This window comes from Bacillus sp. BP-3, from assembly GCF_028401955.1.
GTDB lineage: Bacteria > Bacillota > Bacilli > Bacillales > Bacillaceae_G > Bacillus_A.
Genome location: NZ_JAQOTJ010000010.1, coordinates 107,548 through 124,989, shown reverse-complemented (window position 1 = coordinate 124,989; position 17,442 = coordinate 107,548). Strand labels below are relative to the sequence as shown.

The window sequence follows — 17,442 nt, the reverse complement described above, 5'->3', positions numbered from 1 at the left end:
GATATGAAAACATTACTAGGCTTATCATGGCATTTCATGACGCCGGAATTCATCCTGCTTGGCGGGGCTATTCTTCTATCACTTCTAGATCTGTTTGCGAAACAAACGTTTCAGCGCCGAAATTTAGCATACGGGGCAATTGGGACGGTCATACTTGCACTTGTGGCGCTCGTTACATTGTACGGTGCACCAGCCGGAGAGATATTAGACGGATCTTTTATATTAGATGGATTTTCAAAAGCATTTAAAACACTCTTATTGCTCGGTGGCATTCTTGTATTACTTCTTGCGATGAGCGATGATGATAAGCAGCCGATTGAAGATCGAGGAGAATATTATTACTTATTTTTAACGGCGCTTCTTGGCGCGATGTTTATGGCATCTAGTAGTGATTTTATTACACTGTTTATTGGTCTTGAGTTATTGTCATTGTCTTCGTACATTTTAGTCGGCATTCGTAAGGAGCATAAATATTCGAATGAAGCGGCAATGAAGTATGTCATAAACGGTGGTATTTCTACGGCAATTACGTTGTTTGGAATGAGCTATTTGTACGGACTGACAGGCTCAACAAATATTTTAGATATGCAGCGTTTGTTCGTGCAAGGTGTGAGCGGTGATATACAACTTTTACTGTCGCTTGCGTTTATCCTGCTTTTTGTCGGGTTGTCTTTTAAAATTGCAACTGTCCCATTTCATATGTGGGCACCTGATGTGTATGAAGGAGCAGCAACGCCTGTTACGGCATTCTTAGCAACTGTATCGAAAATTGCTGGGTTTGTAATGATTGTGCGCATTTTCTTAATCATTTTCGCAGCTATTCCTGTGCAAAATGAGACAACATCACTATTTAGAAATATGAGCATCTATATCGCTGTTCTTGCTGGGATAACGATGATTGTTGGAAATAGCGTTGCTTTAAAGCAGAGCAGTATAAAGCGAATGTTTGCGTATTCGGGAGTGGCGCATGCTGGTTATTTACTCGTACCACTTGTTGCCATGTCGCCATTTCTTATAGATAGTATGTGGTTTTATATGTTTGCTTATGTACTGATGAATATCGGAGCATTTGCAATTATCCACGGGATAATCTTACAAACAGGGCAGGGAAATATTTCCGCTTTTGCTGGTTTGTATAAACGATCACCATTTCTTGCGACTATGATGACGATTTTTATTTTGTCACTAGCTGGTATTCCTGGGACAGCTGGATTTATCGGGAAGATTAACATCTTTTTAGGGGCCTTTATCGTCCAGCCAACTCATTACATACTAGCCTCGATTATGATGGGAACAACGGTTATCTCATTCGTTTACTATTTTCGCATTTTACAGCAAATGTTTTTTCGACGGGCAGAAAGTGAAGAGCGCATTGTTCTTCCGGTTAACTTGAAAGTCGTTGTAAGTATTTGCGCGATTGCAACAGTTGTACTTGGTATATTACCAGCAAGCGGTTACAATTTCTTTTATAATTATTTTCCATTGATGAAGGATTTCTTCTTTCTTGGGAACATGGTACAATAGTACAAACTGAAAGTGTAGAGCCTAAACTCTGCACTTTTTATTTTGGTAAATTTTCGTTTACTACATGAGTAGTAAGAAAGTCTGGTTCATACGGGCAGCTTCCCGTTTGAGCAGGAGGGTTGATTGGTTATGGCACAAATTTTAGGGCAACAAGCACTCATTGCAATTGTGTCGCATTTACTGTTTATTACTATCACGTGGTGGGCGCTGCAAGGTCTTCATCTAGAACGATTAATGAAGCCAGGGAAAGTTATGCAAACGAGGGTGCTTCTTATTCTTGTAACGATTGCCATCGGTACATCTGTAAGTAACTTTTTCCTTGATTACTTAGGCTATTCAAAGAGTTTAACGTACCTTGTAAAGTAAAAAAGTACAACGTATAGAACCATCCTTCTCCGTCAACAATGGGGACTAGGAGGGGATGAACGTGAAAAAAATGCAAGCCATGATGTTGATTGTCCTGAGTGTAGTTATATTTTTAGTTGGATATCGAGAAATGAAACCTGTGAGCGATCAGGGAAAAATGGAAAGTATGATTACTGCTTTAAAAAAGAACGGTGCTGATGTTCAGCGTTGGTCTTGGTTAGCAAGGGAAACAAAGACAATTTCCGATATACATACGTTTGAAAAGTTATTGAGTCAAGTGAAGGAACATGCAAATGTAACAGAATGGGAAATTGAGCAATCTAAAGATGGCTATAAAGCAACCGCGCAAAAAAAGTTTTCTTCTTATGAAGAAAGACTAGTAGTTACGTGGACAATGGAAAATACTAAAGAAAACACTTTCATTATATATGAATTGAGCGGAACAAAATGGGATCCAAAATATACAGATAAAACGATTAAAATTTTTGATACAAAACCAAAAATTTATACTTGTATTCAAGGTGTGCTCAGTGATAAGATTGAAGGTGTTTTGCAAGATAGAGCAAATGAAGTTTTGAAAGATCTTTCAGCAACAACGATTGAAAAAATAGAAGAAAGAGCATTTGTGTCAGTCTCCGCATATAATAAAAAGTGGAATGACGCTCTTTCAACAAATAAAGAGAAAATCAATGTGCAAATAGCAATACGTTCTACGAACAACAAGAATACAATTGTGGTTGGCACACCGATCATAACTTCTGAGTATTGAATAGATGTGAAAAAAGGACACGGAGGGGAATAACTTGGAAAAGATCATCGTCCGTGGCGGAAAGCGGTTGAACGGCACAGTGCGCGTAGAGGGCGCAAAAAACGCTGTATTACCTATAATCGCTGCAGCCCTATTAGCGAGTGATGGAAAGAATGTACTATCTGAAGTACCAGAATTATCAGATGTATACACAATTAATGAGGTTTTGCGTCATTTGAATGCAGAAGTATCTTTTGCAAACAATGAAGTAACAATTGACGCATCAAAAGAACTAAACATCGAAGCACCATTTGAATATGTACGTAAGATGCGCGCGTCCGTTCTTGTAATGGGGCCGCTTTTAGCACGTAATGGCCGTGCACGTATTGCGCTTCCTGGTGGATGTGCAATTGGTTCACGTCCAATTGACCAACATTTAAAAGGCTTTGAGGCAATGGGAGCAAAAGTAAAAGTTGGTAATGGATTTGTTGAGGCGCATGTAGACGGTAAGTTAACAGGTGCGAAAATTTACTTAGATTTCCCAAGCGTAGGGGCAACAGAAAATATCATGTCTGCCGCTGTATTAGCAGAGGGAACAACAGTTATTGAAAACGTAGCAAAAGAACCAGAAATCGTAGACTTAGCGAACTTCTTAAATGCAATGGGAGCAAAAGTACGTGGTGCTGGAACTGGCACAATTCGTATCGAAGGTGTCGATAAATTATATGGTGCAAACCATTCCATTATTCCTGATCGTGTTGAAGCAGGAACATTTATGGTTGCAGCAGCAATTACAGGCGGAAACGTGTTAATTGAAAATGCTGTACCAGAACATTTACGCTCTATTACAGCAAAAATGGAAGAAATGGGCGTTACAATTATTGAGGAAAACGAAGGTATCCGCATTATCGGTCCTGAGAAGTTAAAGGCGGCTGATATTAAAACGATGCCACACCCAGGATTCCCAACAGACATGCAATCACAAATGATGGCATTATTACTGAAAGCAAACGGCACAAGCATGATTACAGAAACAGTATTCGAAAACCGTTTCATGCATGTGGAAGAGTTCCGTCGTATGAATGCAGATATTAAAATCGAAGGTCGTTCTGTAATTATGAATGGACCAGGTAACCTGCAAGGTGCTGAAGTAGCAGCAACAGATTTACGCGCTGCAGCAGCATTAATCTTAGCCGGTTTAGTATCTGAAGGCCATACGCGTGTAACAGAATTAAAACATCTTGACCGCGGATATGTAAACTTCCACGGCAAGTTAGCTGCATTAGGTGCAGATATTGAACGTGTAACTGAACAAGTGAAAGAAGTAGTAGAACAGCAAGTATCTGATCTTCACGCTTAATAAAGGTAGCTTCTATGCAAAGGCATGGAAGCTACTTTTTTGTGTACTCTTATTGTTATAGTCAAGAAACATAATATTTATGCCTGTTTCATTTAAAATTCTAAAAATTAAAACAAAAAACAGATGAAAAAGAACGTGTTCTAAATGCTTGTCTTACTCCATAAGAATGAAATGAGTCTAATTTCATAGTGGAGGAAGATCATGAAAACGACAAAGCCCATTATTGTCATCATAACGCTGTTAATAGCGTTAGTGATTATCGTACCAAGCTTGCTTGTTTTTCCATTTGGGAAAGTGAAAGAAGGGAAGGATCATTTACCTTCTGCTCTTAAGTCCGCACAAGACATACCAGCTCCCTCTCCTACAAAAACTGATGTGCAAGTATCTGTGTATCGCAGTCAGCAAAAAAAGACCGAAACAGTTTCAATTGAAGACTATGTTGCCGGTGTTGTTGCGGCAGAAATGCCAGCAAACTTTGAAATGGAAGCATTCAAAGCACAGGCATTAACAGCGCGTACATTCGTTGTGAAGCGTATGTTAAGCGGACAAAAGCTTCAAAATAAAGCGGACGTAACAGATACGGTAGAAAATCAAGTGTACAAAAGTAAAGCGGAGCTAAAAGAACAATGGGGCAAAGAGTACGAAGGTAAAATGAAGCGAATTGAAGAAGCGGTAGCAAAGACAGCCGGACAAGTTTTAACGTATGACGGCAGTCCGATTACAGCATCATTTTTCTCGACAAGCAATGGCTATACAGAAAATGCCGCAGATTATTGGGGCAGTGATTATCCGTACTTAAAAAGTGTAAATAGTCCTTGGGATCAACAAGCACCGAAATTTACGAGTGAACAAACCTTTACTGTTGCTGACTTTCAAAAGCGTCTTGGCATAAAAGTGTTGGCAAACGGAAATGTTGGCAACATTAAAGAACGCACAGAAGGAAAGCGCGTTAAGGAAGTTGACTTTCAAGGAAAGACATTAACAGGGAGAGATGTAAGGGACAAATTAGGCTTACGTTCCTCTGACTTTACGTGGAAGCAGCAAGGTGATCAAATTGTCATCACAACGAAAGGCTATGGTCACGGCGTCGGAATGAGCCAATACGGTGCAAACGGAATGGCTAAGGAAGGGAAGGCATATACAGATATTGTTGCCCATTATTATAAAGGTGTAGCCATTTCGGCACTGAATCAATATGAGGGAAAATTGACAGCGAAGAGGTGAAAGCATAGCGCGGCGGCGCTATGCTTATTTTATGTTAGAGTATCTCGTTTTGTCGAAGGATCTTTAAGGTGTGTCGAACTGCCGATAAACAGTGGTAAAGGTATGAATACATCATTTTGTATGATGTAACCCCCTGTCAGACTTTGTAGAAAAGGAAAGAACGGTTGTTAGTTTTTGCCTAGGTTTGTCGTGTTATAATACAGTTGTATCTTTAGATATACAATGATGATAGGGGGTATGGAAGATGATGATGGATGTACCACTTCTCATTCCGGCAATGATGGAACGGGCAGAGAAGTACTTTTCCAAAAAGGAAGTTGTCTCGCGTACGGCATCACGAATTCAAACATTAACATACGGAGAAATTGCAAAGAGGACAAGAAAGCTTGCAAGTGTATTAACGAAAATGGGGATTAGGGCAGGAGATAAAGTAGGGACACTCGCCTGGAATCACCATCGCCATTTAGAAGCGTATTTTGCAATTCCAGGAATCGGATCGGTATTACATACGATTAATTTACGACTTTCCTCAGAGCACATTTCCTACATTATTAATCACGCCGAAGATAAAGTTATTTTGGTAGATGAAGATATGGTTCCTGTATTAGAAAGTATTCAACACGAAATTCCTCATGTGAAAGCATTTATCATTATGACAGATGACGATGCACTACCTCATACAACGCTATCACCAGCATATCACTATGATAAACTCCTTGAAGAAGGCGATGAAACATTTCAATTTATAACAGATTTAGATGAGAAAGCACCTGCCGGTATGTGCTATACTTCCGCAACGACAGGAAAACCAAAGGGTGTTGTGTATACGCACCGTAGTATTGCACTCCATAGTTATACGCTTGGACTTGTAGACGGAGGGGGCATATCAGAATCGGACACTTGTATGCCTGTTGTTCCAATGTTTCATGTCAATGCGTGGGGGCTCCCATTCGCAAGTACATGGTTTGGTACAAAGCTCGTCTTACCAGGACCGCACTTTACCCCGGGAATTTTAGCAGAGCTAATTGAACGTGAGAAAGTAACGATTACTGCCGGTGTTCCAACTATTTGGATTGGCTTACTGCAAGAGCTTGAAAAATATCCGTATGATATTAGCAGTGTCCGTACGATATGGTCAGGCGGATCAGCAGCACCAAAGGGTATGGTTCGTACCTATGAAGAAAAATATGAAATTGCGTTCAGACAAATCTACGGCATGACAGAAACAAGTCCGGCCGTTGTCATTAATTGTCCGAAGTCGTATCAACGTGATTTACCGAAAGAAGAGTATTATGAGTTACGCTCCCGCCAAGGTTATTTACTCCCAGGTCTTGAAATGAAAGTCATCGGTCAAGAGGGTGAAATAAAATGGGACGGTGAAGAAATGGGGGAGCTTTGCCTCCGCGGGCCATGGATTGCCGGCAGTTATTATCATGATGAACGTACTGAAGAATCGATGAAAGACGGCTGGCTACACACAGGAGATATCGTAACAGTGGACCCGGAAGGTTTTATTAAAATTGCTGATCGCACGAAAGACTTGATTAAAAGTGGGGGCGAATGGATTTCCTCCGTCGATTTAGAAAATGCTTTAATGACACACGAAAAAGTATTAGAAGCATCAGTCGTTGCTGTTCCGCATGAAAAATGGCAAGAGCGTCCTGTCGCATGTGTCGTTCTAAAAGAAGGAGAAATGGTCAATCAAGAAGAGCTATATGATTTATTAGAAAATCAATTTCCAAAATTCTGGATGCCGGATGATATTTTATTTGTCGAAGAAATTCCGAAAACATCTGTCGGGAAGTTTTTGAAGCGAGCACTTCGCGATCAGTTGAAGAGTTATATGGTGAAGTAGAAAGATAAAATGAACGAGTGAAAGCATAGCGCGGCGGCGCTATGCTTTTTTATGTGGAGTGAGTATCTGATGTTGTCGAAGTGCAGATAAGTGATATGTATATATTTATTATAAAATATGGTAATTATAATTGAAAAAATATGTAAATTGTAATATTCTGAAATTGGTATAACATATAAAAAAAGGGGAGAAAGAAAGAAAATGGTAAAATGGCGTAATAAAATAGCTTTTTTAACAGTATTTATTTTTATTTTTATGAATTTTTTTATCGAAGCACCTGTTTTTGCAGATATGAAAAATGCAACTTCTATTGCTATGAATCGTGACTCTGCAGGTAGTGCTCAAAATGGATATGAAAAAGAACCCAATAATACACGGCAAACGGCAAATAAAATTCAATTAAATACAGTATATAAAGGGGCATTAAAAGAATCTTGGGATCATGATTATTATACATTTACGCTTCCGTCTGATGGAAATGTAACATTTTCAATGAAACGCAATAAAACAGCGAGTTGGTATTTGTATATTACAGATAGCAAGGGGAACTCTTACAAACATTTCACAACAGGAAATGGTGCAAATGCTACTGGCAATGAAGAAAAACAAATTGGTTTACCGAAGGGAACATATTATGTAGAGATAATGGATAATCAAAAAGCAATGAATATTCCGTATGAATTCCAAGTGAAATTTCAAGCGAGTAACTATTTTGAAAAAGAATTCAATGACAGCTTTGCGCAAGCTAATTCTATTGAATTAAATAAAAATTATAGAGGAGCGTCGATAAATGGTATCGATACTGATTATTATTCATTTTCAGTTGATGCAACAAAAGTAATCCGTATAAAAATGGAAAGATCTAAAGAAAGTTCTTGGGACGTAACGCTTTATGATGCCAAACAAAAGTATATGAGTAACTTCTCGACTGAATATGGAAAAAATGGAGTTGGAAGTGAAGAACGTACATACACGTTAACAAAAGGGAAATATTACATTACAGTATTTAATGGGAAGGGTGTGGTGGAGAATCCGTATCAATTTAGCGTTTTAGATCGTTCCCCACAATTAACAGAAAAACAAATACAAGTGAATAACTATAAAGGGAAAGACGATGTTGTTACAGTAAATGGTGTGAAAGTAAACGATGTTGTAAGGGTGTACGATCAAGCAACGGGTGGTAAATTGTTAGGCTCGGCTAAAGTAACAAAAGGAACACAGGTGAGTATGAACGTAAAGCAACTTGGACCGAAAGCTGGTAAAGTGTATGTTTCTTTAACACAACCAGGAATGGGAGAAGGTATGCGTACGGCTAGTAGTTTCGCAGGTGAACCGACAAATGCACTGCAAGCAGGTCAGCTGAAAGTTGTAAATAATAAAGGGAAAGCTGATGTTATTACAGTAAGTAATGTGAAACAAGGCAGTGTTGTAAAGGTATATGATCAAGCAACAGGCGGAAAAGTATTGGGCACAGCAACAGTAACAAGTGGAACACAAGCAGTTATAAATGTGAATCAAATTGGAGAAAAAGCAGGTAGTGTATATGTAGCGTTAACAGAATCTGGTTTATTAGAAAGTGCACGAACAGCATATAAATTTGCAGGTGAACCAACAAATGCACTACAAGCAAACCAAGTGAACGTTGTTAACAACAAAGGGAAAGCTGACGTTATCACGGTAAGTAGTTTACAAGTAAACGACGTTGTAAAGGTATATGACAACGCGACAGGCGGAAAATTATTAGGAACAGCAACAGTTACAAAAGGAACACAAGCGGTAGTGAGTGTGCAGCAGTTAGGTGAGAAAGCTGCAACAACATACGTGACTGTTACAAAGCCTGGTATGAATGAAAGTACACGAACGGCGTATAAGTTTGAGGGAGAAGTATCAAACTCATTACAAGTAAGCCAAGTGAAAATTACAAATAATAAAGGGAAAGCAGATCACATAGTAGTAAGTGGAGTTGTTAAGGGTGATACAGTGCGCGTGTATGACGCAAACAGTAAGCTCTTAGTCACTTCTCCGCAAGCAACAGGAACTACTGTTACGGCAGAGGTGAAACAGTTGGGAACACAAGCAGGTTATGTTTATGTTTCTGTAACGCGTGCAGGAATGAAAGAAAGCACAAAAGTAAAATTAGCTTATAAAGCAGAATAGAGATTGTATGAACAAGCCAGTGAATCAAGTCGTTGGCTTGTTTTTCGTGTAATTATCATAATTTTCCAGTTGTTGTTTGTTATAATGAAAAGAAAAAATAACATGGGGGAAAAAATATGGCGCTACTTGAGCTAAAACAATTGGGAAAGACAAATCAATTGCCAACGATTCAGCTCAAAATCGAAAAAGGACAATGCGTTGTGCTGCAATGTAATAATCATACAGCTAAAGTTTTACACCGTATTATCATTGGAGAGGAAGAGGCATCGACAGGAAGTGTGTTATTTGCAGGAAAGCCTATTCAAAAACAAGTGTATGCACGTATTGGTTTTTGTTTTTTAAAAGATGAGGCATATGATCGTTTGAGAGTGAAGGAATATTTCACCTTTTTATCCGGATTGTATGAATCTAGTATGAATATAGAAGAGGTCTTTCAACGTGTTGGTTTACTTGATAAGAAAAATGTCCAAATAGGAAAGTTGTCATTTTCAGAGAAACGTCGTCTTCATATTGGACGTGTCATGATTCATAACCCCGATCTCGTTATATTTGAAGAACCGGAACAAAACGTAGATATAGAGAGTACGATTATTATTCGGAAGGCAATTATGAAATTAAAAGAACAAGGAAAAGCAATTTTCATTACTTCTGCCTTTCTTTCAGACGCATTATCTTTAACAGAGGATGTGTATGTGTTACATCCAGATGGCGTGAAAAAAGTGGAAATTGAACAAGAAGAACAAGTAGAAGTAGAAGACGAAAAAGTGATCAATATGATTCCGCAAATGAAATTAGAACGTATCCCAGCAAAAGTAAACGATAAAATCATTTTATTGGATCCGATGGAAATTCAATTTATTGAAACGCAAAATGGTACTACACATATTCATGTGCGTGAAGGTGATTTTATTTGTGCACTTACGTTAAGTGAATTAGAAGAACGTCTAAAAGGATTCGGATTCTTCAGATGTCATCGCTCTTACCTTGTGAATTTACAACGTGTACGAGAAGTGATTACATGGACGCGAAACAGCTACAGTTTAATTCTTGATGATGAACGAAAAACATCAATTCCGCTGTCAAAAGGAAGAATGGATGAATTGAAAGATGTAATTGGACTGTAAGTTGGTGCTTCATTCAATCCGATTATTGCTCCAACCACCCCATATACTGTTTCACTGGACTCATATTACGCTCCATTCACCGGTAAAAATACTCCTTTTACCGGTATTTTACTGCCAAGCCTCTTTATTTTTCATATGATTGACTCAAGAAAAGCGTAAACAAACAAGCGGAGGCAGCCAGCAAGTCGCTGAAGCAGACTTCAACTATAAAAGAAAAGCAAAGGGGATGACGAAATGACGTTGGCAGTTGAAATGAAAGACGTAATGAAAACATTCGACAGCAAAACAGCGCTTCGCAATGTAAGTATTGAAGTAAAACAAGGAGAAATCTTCGGGTTTCTTGGTCCGAGTGGATCTGGAAAAACAACAACTGTAAAAATTTTAACCGCTCAGTTACTTCATAGTGTAGGAACGGTAAAAGTGCTAGGACAAGATATTACAGGGTCAGGAAGCATTGATTATAAACGAATTGGTATTTTAACAGATAACAGCGGTCTATATGAAAGACTTAGCATTTATGATAACTTACTATTATTTTGTGACTTATACGACTGTAAAAAAGAACGAATTGATGAAGTGTTAGCAGAGGTAAACTTATTAGACGATAAAAAAACACAGGTGAAAAAGCTTTCAAAAGGGATGAAACAACGGGTGACATTAGCAAGAGCAATTCTTCACAAACCAGATATTCTCTTCTTAGATGAACCAACATCAGCGCTTGATCCGGTGAATGTTCAAAACATTCATACCATCTTAAGAGATTTAAATAAAGAAGGAACGACAATCTTCTTAACGACGCACAATATGGATGAAGCAGAAACACTTTGCGACCGCATTGCGTTCTTGTGCGGTGGGGAAATTGTTGCACTTGATACACCAGAAAACCTACGACTGCAATATGCGAAAGATAAAATTGAAGTTGTGTTAAAAGATAAGAAAAAAGAAACAGTGCAAAAAGATGAATTAGGAGCAAAACGTATTTCGGAATGGATGAAAAAAGGTGAATTACTATCGATTCATTCTTATGAGCCGACGCTCGGGGATATCTTTATTGAAGTAACTGGGAGGGGATTATGATGACATTTTCTATGAAGCGGTTTTCGGCAATTTTACGGAAAGAGATGCAAGATTTAAAAACGAATGCCCAAGTATTATTAATGGCGATTTTACCACTTGGCTTAGCGTTATTTTATCAACAAATGGGGGGCGGGAAAGAGCTTCTAGGGGGAATTGTAGTTATTATGGTATTGAGTATGGTGACAACAATTACACAAGCGACTCTAATTGCAGAAGAAAAAGAAAAACATACTCTTCGCGTTATGATGCTATCACCAGCTTCTCCTATAGAAGTCATTTTAGGGAAGTCTTTACCAATTATGGTTTTATCGTTCTTTTTAAGTATAATAAGTTTACTTTTGTTAGATACGTTAAAGGGAAATGCCTTTTTATTAATGATCATTATTTTATTGGGAATACTGCTATTTATTATAATAGGGACAATGATTGGTCTTTTAGCTAAAAACCTAGTGCAGGTTTCTGTGCTTGGCACACCGATTATGATGATTTTTTTTGCAGGGCCTTTATTGCATCTCTTTGTGAAGAATGAAATCGCAAAAAAAATTCTCTATCATATCCCGACAAATCATATTTTTAACGCAATTACAGGTGCATTAGAGGGAAAAGGCTTTTCTGCATTGAGTGAATATATAATAAATATCTCCGTTTGGATTTTGATTACGTTTATTCTGTTTCTCTTCGTCTACAAAAAGAAAAAACTAGACTAAAAAACTGAGCAATTTGGCTCGGTTTTTTCTTTTTTTATCATTTCCTCGGAAATTTTGTAATTCCGATGCATATATTTACAAATTTTGTCGAAAAGTAATCAGTTATAGATTGTATAGGATGTATGAATCTTGTTCAAAATGATTGCTGAGGTGATGATAGAATGAGAGAGAGGGAAAACAAGAAGTCTTCTCGAAAAGTAGTCCATTTGTTTCAAAAGCGTTGGGTATTCCCGACACTATACATTGTGTGTGCAGCAGTCATTTTAACGGTTGCATTATGGTATCAGGCAACGAATACGAAAAAGATGCCTGACAAAAATGAAGCAACGCAGCAAAGCCAAGGTGAAAACCCAACAATGCCAGTAATCAAATCTTCAGAAGTTGTGAAGATGCCAACTGCAAATGGTACAGAAGTTGTTGTAAAGAAGAAGTTTTACGAAGATAAAGCAGCGGCTGAGGAGCAAGAACAAGCACTTGTTTTTTATAACAACACATACTCTGCAAATACAGGAATCGATATCGCAGCGAAAAATGGAAAAGAGTTTGACGTAACAGCAGCATTAAGCGGAACCGTTACAAAAGCGGAAAAAGATCCACTTCTTGGCTATGTTGTAACAGTTGACAGCGGCAACGGTATTACAACGTTTTACCAAAGCTTAGCAAATGCAAAAGTGGAAAAAGGCGCGAAAATTAATCAAGGTGAAGTGTTAGGGAAAGCAGGATTAAGCGAAGTGAATAAAGATGCAGGCTATCACGTTCATTTCGAAGTTCGTAAAGATAATGTTGCTGTAAACCCAGAGAGCTTCTTTGATAAGTCTGTTGCGGACATTAAAGTTGAAAAGCAAGAAAAGCAAAAAGAAGAGAAATCAACAAGCGGTCAGGCTGATGATAAACAAAAAGAAGAAAAGTCAACAAACAGCTCAGCTGACGATAAGCAAAAAGAAGAGAAATCAACAAGCGGTCAGGCTGATGATAAGCAAAAAGAAGAGAAGTCAACAAGTGGTTCAACTGACAATAAGCAAAAAGAAGAAAAATCAACAAACAGCTCAGCTGATGACAAGAAAAAAGAAGAGAAATCAACAAATGGTTCAACAGAGAACGAAACGACATCTTCTGAACAAGCTGAGTAATGTACAAAACCATCAACTCTCTATACGAGAATTGATGGTTTTATTTTTATATAAAAATAAAATGTTTTTAAAAACATTGTAACGGCAAGGAAATTGGACAGAATTCTCGAATATATATTACTAAAGGGAGGGGATTGGTTTGTCGTTATTATTTGTTGTGTCAATTGCAATTATTTTATTATTTGTTTTGTTTTCTTTATATTATTTGATTACCAGTAAGAAAGAAGTCCCCCATCAAAGCCTTTTGGAGGAAGAATTTGATCGAGAGGAATGACGCTTTTTAGAAGGCGTCATTTTTTTGTTTCCCTTTTGTTTCAAACGTAAAACTTTCATTTTTCACCGATTTCTCAAAAAAAAATGTAATTTTTGTCACCGTAGTCCGCAAAAATAGAGAACTTGTAGCATATAAATACAATGCGGGCAATACAATGGTTATAAACCAAAGCAAAGAGAGTGTTTGAGGTGAGAAATCGTGGATCATTTCATTATAAATCCCAGAAAGTGTAGCGCTTACAAACAGCACTCGAACTTACAGCTTAGTCACATGCAGCGAGTCTCATTTCACCCTTCTCACATCCAACTTAGGGAGGCGAGTGGTGTGCACGATTACATCAAAGAGAGAACAATCAAGATTGGCAAGTATATCGTGGAGACAAGAAAAACAGTTCGTGTTATTGCGAAGGAATTTGGTGTTTCAAAAAGTACTGTGCATAAAGATTTAACAGAACGCTTACCAGAAATTAATCCAGAGCTCGCAAATGAAGTGAAGGAAATTCTTGATTACCATAAGTCAATTCGTCATCTCCGGGGCGGCGAAGCGACGAAACAAAAGTATCAAAAAGAGGATACAGAAAAAATCGTGCGTTAATAATCTGACATTAAGCAAACATTCCAAAAAAAGTAACTTTTTTTCAGGATAATTCATTTCTTCAATATTACGTTTTAGGAAATAATATGCTAAAATTAGAAATTAGGTATAAAAGAATTCGGGTTTAACCTGATTTAGATATTGAGGAGGAAGACACAGGAATGTTTGCGAGAGATATCGGAATTGACCTTGGCACGGCCAACGTATTAATTCATGTAAAAGGTAAAGGAATCGTATTAAATGAACCGTCTGTTGTGGCAATTGACCGCAATACAGGAAAAGTATTAGCGGTAGGGGAAGAAGCAAGACGTATGGTAGGGCGTACACCTGGAAACATTGTAGCGATTCGTCCGCTTAAAGATGGTGTAATTGCTGACTTCGAAATTACAGAAGCGATGTTAAAACATTTCATCAACAAACTTGACGTAAAAGGCTTTTTATCAAAACCTCGCATTTTAATTTGCTGTCCAACAAACATCACGTCTGTAGAACAAAAAGCAATTCGTGAAGCTGCTGAAAGATCTGGCGGCAAGAAAGTATACTTAGAAGAAGAACCAAAAGTAGCTGCTGTTGGTGCTGGTATGGAAATCTTCCAACCAAGCGGAAATATGGTTGTGGATATTGGCGGAGGTACAACAGATATTGCAGTACTTTCTATGGGCGATATCGTTACCTCCTCTTCCATTAAAATGGCGGGCGATAAGTTTGATATGGAGATCTTAAACTATATTAAACGTAAGTATAAGCTATTAATTGGGGAACGTACGGCAGAAGATATTAAGATTAAAGTAGGTACAGTGTTCCCAGGTGCACGTAGTGAAGAACTTGAAATTCGCGGTCGTGACATGGTAACAGGTTTACCTCGCACAATTACAGTATGCTCTGAAGAAATTACAGAGGCACTAAAAGAAAACGCAGCTGTTATTGTACAAGCTGCAAAAGGTGTATTAGAACGTACACCACCTGAATTATCTGCTGATATTATTGACCGCGGTGTTATTTTAACAGGTGGCGGTGCATTATTACACGGCATTGACATGCTTCTTGCAGAAGAGTTAAAAGTACCTGTATTAATTGCGGAAAATCCAATGCACTGTGTAGCGGTTGGAACAGGTATCATGCTTGAGAACATTGACAAGTTACCACGACGCGCCCTGCGATAGAGACGTAATGGAATCAATTGAAAGAACGAAAAACGTTAGGCATACATCCTAACGTTTTTTTTAGTTTATATATCTCTTTATCTATTTTTAAAAATATAACGTTTTTACGAAAAACGAAGAAAAATAAAGAGAAAAAGAGAAAAATAGATTATTATGGGGAAATTTGTAGAAATTTGTCGTTTTCATATCGTATACAATTGTATTATAATGAAATCGAATACGACAAATTGAGGTGAATATGCCTTTGGTATATTGACTTCCCCTAACTTGGGCATATGCTTTTTCTCTCTCCGTGTGAACTGTATTTATGTTTGTTATACCAAAATTTGTAGGGAAGAAAGAGTATATGCATTTTTTTAAAATGACACGAAGCAGAAAAATCTGCTTCGTTTTTTTGTAATGACAAATAATATATAAAGTGGGATAATATATATAACCTAGTACTAAGACTAATATCTAAAAAAGGGGCCAGATGTGATGTTAAATATAGAGCAAATTAAAGAAATTATCCCGCATCGCTATCCGTTTCTACTTGTTGACCAAGTTCTTGAAGTAGAAGAGGGAAAACGTGCGGTAGGGATTAAAAACGTATCTGCAAATGAAGAATACTTTAACGGTCATTTCCCTGACTACGCGGTAATGCCTGGTGTTCTTATTGTAGAAGCACTAGCTCAAGTTGGCGCAATTGCTGTTTTAAAGAAAGAAGAAAACCGTGGTCGTCTTGCTTTCTTTGCTGGCATTGACAATTGCCGCTTTAAACGACAAGTACGCCCAGGTGATCAGCTTCGCTTAGAAGTAGAAATGACACGTGTACGCGGTCCGATTGGCAAAGGAAAAGCAGTCGCAACTGTAAATGGTGAAGTAGCATGTGAAGCGGAAATTACATTTGCACTTGGAGATAAGAAAGAGTAAACCGTCATGATGATGACGGTTTTTTTTATTTTATCTATTTCTTTTTCCTTATACAACATTACATTTTTGAATATAAAATATATTCAAAAAACTTATTGTTAATATAAGTAAAATAATGTATTATTTTGTATGTGCTAGAAACGGTTGAATAAATTGTGATTTTCTTATGCTAGAAAAGTGTATATGTCATCTTGAGAATAGAAAAAACCTCTAGTATGCGCTGATGATTAATGGGGAATTACTCCCAATGGATGAAGGTGTCACTTTATATGAGGAGGATGTCGTATATGTTTTTTCGTAAACGTCTGCAGTCGAAGCGGAAACTCATTGCATATGAAAGGCCGCAATCTGTTCTTGCTGAGCAATACCGTAATATCCGAACGAATATACAATTTGCTTCTATTGATCAAAAGATCCGTTCTATTGTTGTAACATCGGCAAACCCAGGAGAAGGAAAAACAACGACGACTGCCAATCTTGCTGTCGCCTTTGCACAACAAGGAGAAAAAATCTTGCTTGTCGATGCGGACTTACGAAAACCAGTTCTTCATCAACTATTTCGAGTTGATACCGTTTTTGGATTAACAAATGTATTATCGAGGCAGCGGACACTGCAGGAATGCATTGTAGAAACGGATGTAGAAAACGTGCATCTGTTAGCGTGTGGACCTATCCCGCCGAATCCAGCAGAATTACTAAGCTCAGCGATGATGGGGGAGTTATTGAAAGAAGCAGAGAAGCACTACGATCTCATCATTTTCGATACACCACCAGTTCTTGCTGTTACAGATGCTCAAGTCGTTGCAAATCAATGTCAAGGTACGATACTTGTACTATACAGCGGAAAAACGGAAAAAGAGCAAGCACTAAAAGCGAAAAATGTATTACATCATACAAACACAACATTACTCGGTGTTGTGCTTAATGGGAAACCTCAGTCTGAACATACTTACGGATATTATTGAATTTTAAGAAAATAAGAAACCTAGGTGAAATTTATTGACTCCTAGGTTTTTTATATATATAAATATTTTAGATGTATAAAAATACATGAATGTTTATTAGGTGTTTGTTGGTAAATTGCCGCGAGGATATTGTCAGATTTAGTAGGATTTTGTAATATTAAATTAGGTTTTTTTAAAAAATGAATATAGGTACTGTGAATTGACAATAACATAGAGGTTTTTATAAAAATCTTAGGTTTTATAAAAATCGTACATTTTTTTA

General features: G+C 37.7%; 16 protein-coding genes. All 16 read left to right on the top strand.

Annotated features, from left to right (window positions below):
• Positions 1-3: 3 nt before the first annotated feature.
• The 16 genes from nuoN to PLX19_RS16600 all read left to right on the top strand — a co-directional run bounded on the left by nuoN (position 4) and on the right by PLX19_RS16600 (position 17,180).
• On the top strand, positions 4-1,524 hold the full coding sequence (gene nuoN, locus PLX19_RS16675; protein ID WP_272189926.1) for an NADH-quinone oxidoreductase subunit NuoN: 1,521 nt from the start codon (positions 4-6) through the stop codon (positions 1,522-1,524).
• A gap of 129 nt (positions 1,525-1,653) precedes the next feature.
• Entirely contained in the window at positions 1,654-1,890 is a 237-nt protein-coding gene (locus tag PLX19_RS16670) for a DUF1146 family protein (RefSeq protein ID WP_020061457.1), read from the top strand.
• A gap of 70 nt (positions 1,891-1,960) precedes the next feature.
• Entirely contained in the window at positions 1,961-2,659 is a 699-nt protein-coding gene (locus tag PLX19_RS16665; RefSeq protein ID WP_272189925.1) for a YwmB family TATA-box binding protein, read from the top strand.
• A gap of 34 nt (positions 2,660-2,693) precedes the next feature.
• Positions 2,694-3,998: a UDP-N-acetylglucosamine 1-carboxyvinyltransferase gene (gene murA / locus PLX19_RS16660; protein WP_272189857.1), complete on the top strand. Its 1,305-nt coding sequence runs from the start codon at positions 2,694-2,696 to the stop codon at positions 3,996-3,998.
• Positions 3,999-4,199: 201 nt separating this feature from the next.
• Positions 4,200-5,222 (top strand): stage II sporulation protein D, encoded by a 1,023-nt coding sequence (spoIID, locus tag PLX19_RS16655; protein WP_272189856.1) that lies wholly within the window; start codon positions 4,200-4,202, stop codon positions 5,220-5,222.
• Positions 5,223-5,466: 244 nt separating this feature from the next.
• A complete protein-coding gene (locus PLX19_RS16650) occupies positions 5,467-7,077 on the top strand; it encodes a long-chain fatty acid--CoA ligase (protein ID WP_272189854.1) in 1,611 nt (536 codons plus the stop codon).
• Positions 7,078-7,278: 201 nt separating this feature from the next.
• A complete protein-coding gene (locus PLX19_RS16645; protein ID WP_272189853.1) occupies positions 7,279-9,234 on the top strand; it encodes a pre-peptidase C-terminal domain-containing protein in 1,956 nt (651 codons plus the stop codon).
• 116 nt (positions 9,235-9,350) lie between these two features.
• Positions 9,351-10,358 carry a LytTR family transcriptional regulator DNA-binding domain-containing protein gene (locus PLX19_RS16640; RefSeq protein WP_272189852.1) on the top strand — a complete coding sequence of 336 codons (1,008 nt, stop codon included), beginning with the start codon at positions 9,351-9,353 and terminating at the stop codon, positions 10,356-10,358.
• Positions 10,359-10,592: 234 nt separating this feature from the next.
• Positions 10,593-11,435, top strand: a complete 843-nt coding sequence (locus tag PLX19_RS16635) for an ABC transporter ATP-binding protein (RefSeq protein ID WP_272189851.1) — start codon at positions 10,593-10,595, stop codon at positions 11,433-11,435.
• On the top strand, positions 11,435-12,142 hold the full coding sequence (locus PLX19_RS16630; protein WP_272189850.1) for an ABC transporter permease: 708 nt from the start codon (positions 11,435-11,437) through the stop codon (positions 12,140-12,142). The genes PLX19_RS16635 and PLX19_RS16630 overlap by 1 nt, the downstream gene beginning before the upstream one ends.
• 161 nt (positions 12,143-12,303) lie before the next feature.
• Positions 12,304-13,272 carry a M23 family metallopeptidase gene (locus tag PLX19_RS16625; RefSeq protein WP_272189848.1) on the top strand — a complete coding sequence of 323 codons (969 nt, stop codon included), beginning with the start codon at positions 12,304-12,306 and terminating at the stop codon, positions 13,270-13,272.
• Between the two features lie 139 nt (positions 13,273-13,411).
• A complete protein-coding gene (locus PLX19_RS16620; RefSeq protein WP_035430594.1) occupies positions 13,412-13,546 on the top strand; it encodes a hypothetical protein in 135 nt (44 codons plus the stop codon).
• Between the two features lie 324 nt (positions 13,547-13,870).
• Complete coding sequence (gene spoIIID, locus PLX19_RS16615) at positions 13,871-14,140, top strand: sporulation transcriptional regulator SpoIIID (RefSeq protein WP_272189847.1); 270 nt, start codon at positions 13,871-13,873, stop codon at positions 14,138-14,140.
• 161 nt (positions 14,141-14,301) lie between these two features.
• A complete protein-coding gene (locus tag PLX19_RS16610) occupies positions 14,302-15,303 on the top strand; it encodes a rod shape-determining protein (protein ID WP_242216887.1) in 1,002 nt (333 codons plus the stop codon).
• A 477-nt stretch (positions 15,304-15,780) separates the two neighbouring features.
• A complete protein-coding gene (fabZ, locus tag PLX19_RS16605) occupies positions 15,781-16,215 on the top strand; it encodes a 3-hydroxyacyl-ACP dehydratase FabZ (RefSeq protein ID WP_035430592.1) in 435 nt (144 codons plus the stop codon).
• A 287-nt stretch (positions 16,216-16,502) separates the two neighbouring features.
• Entirely contained in the window at positions 16,503-17,180 is a 678-nt protein-coding gene (locus PLX19_RS16600; RefSeq protein ID WP_442869060.1) for a CpsD/CapB family tyrosine-protein kinase, read from the top strand.
• Positions 17,181-17,442: the final 262 nt, after the last annotated feature.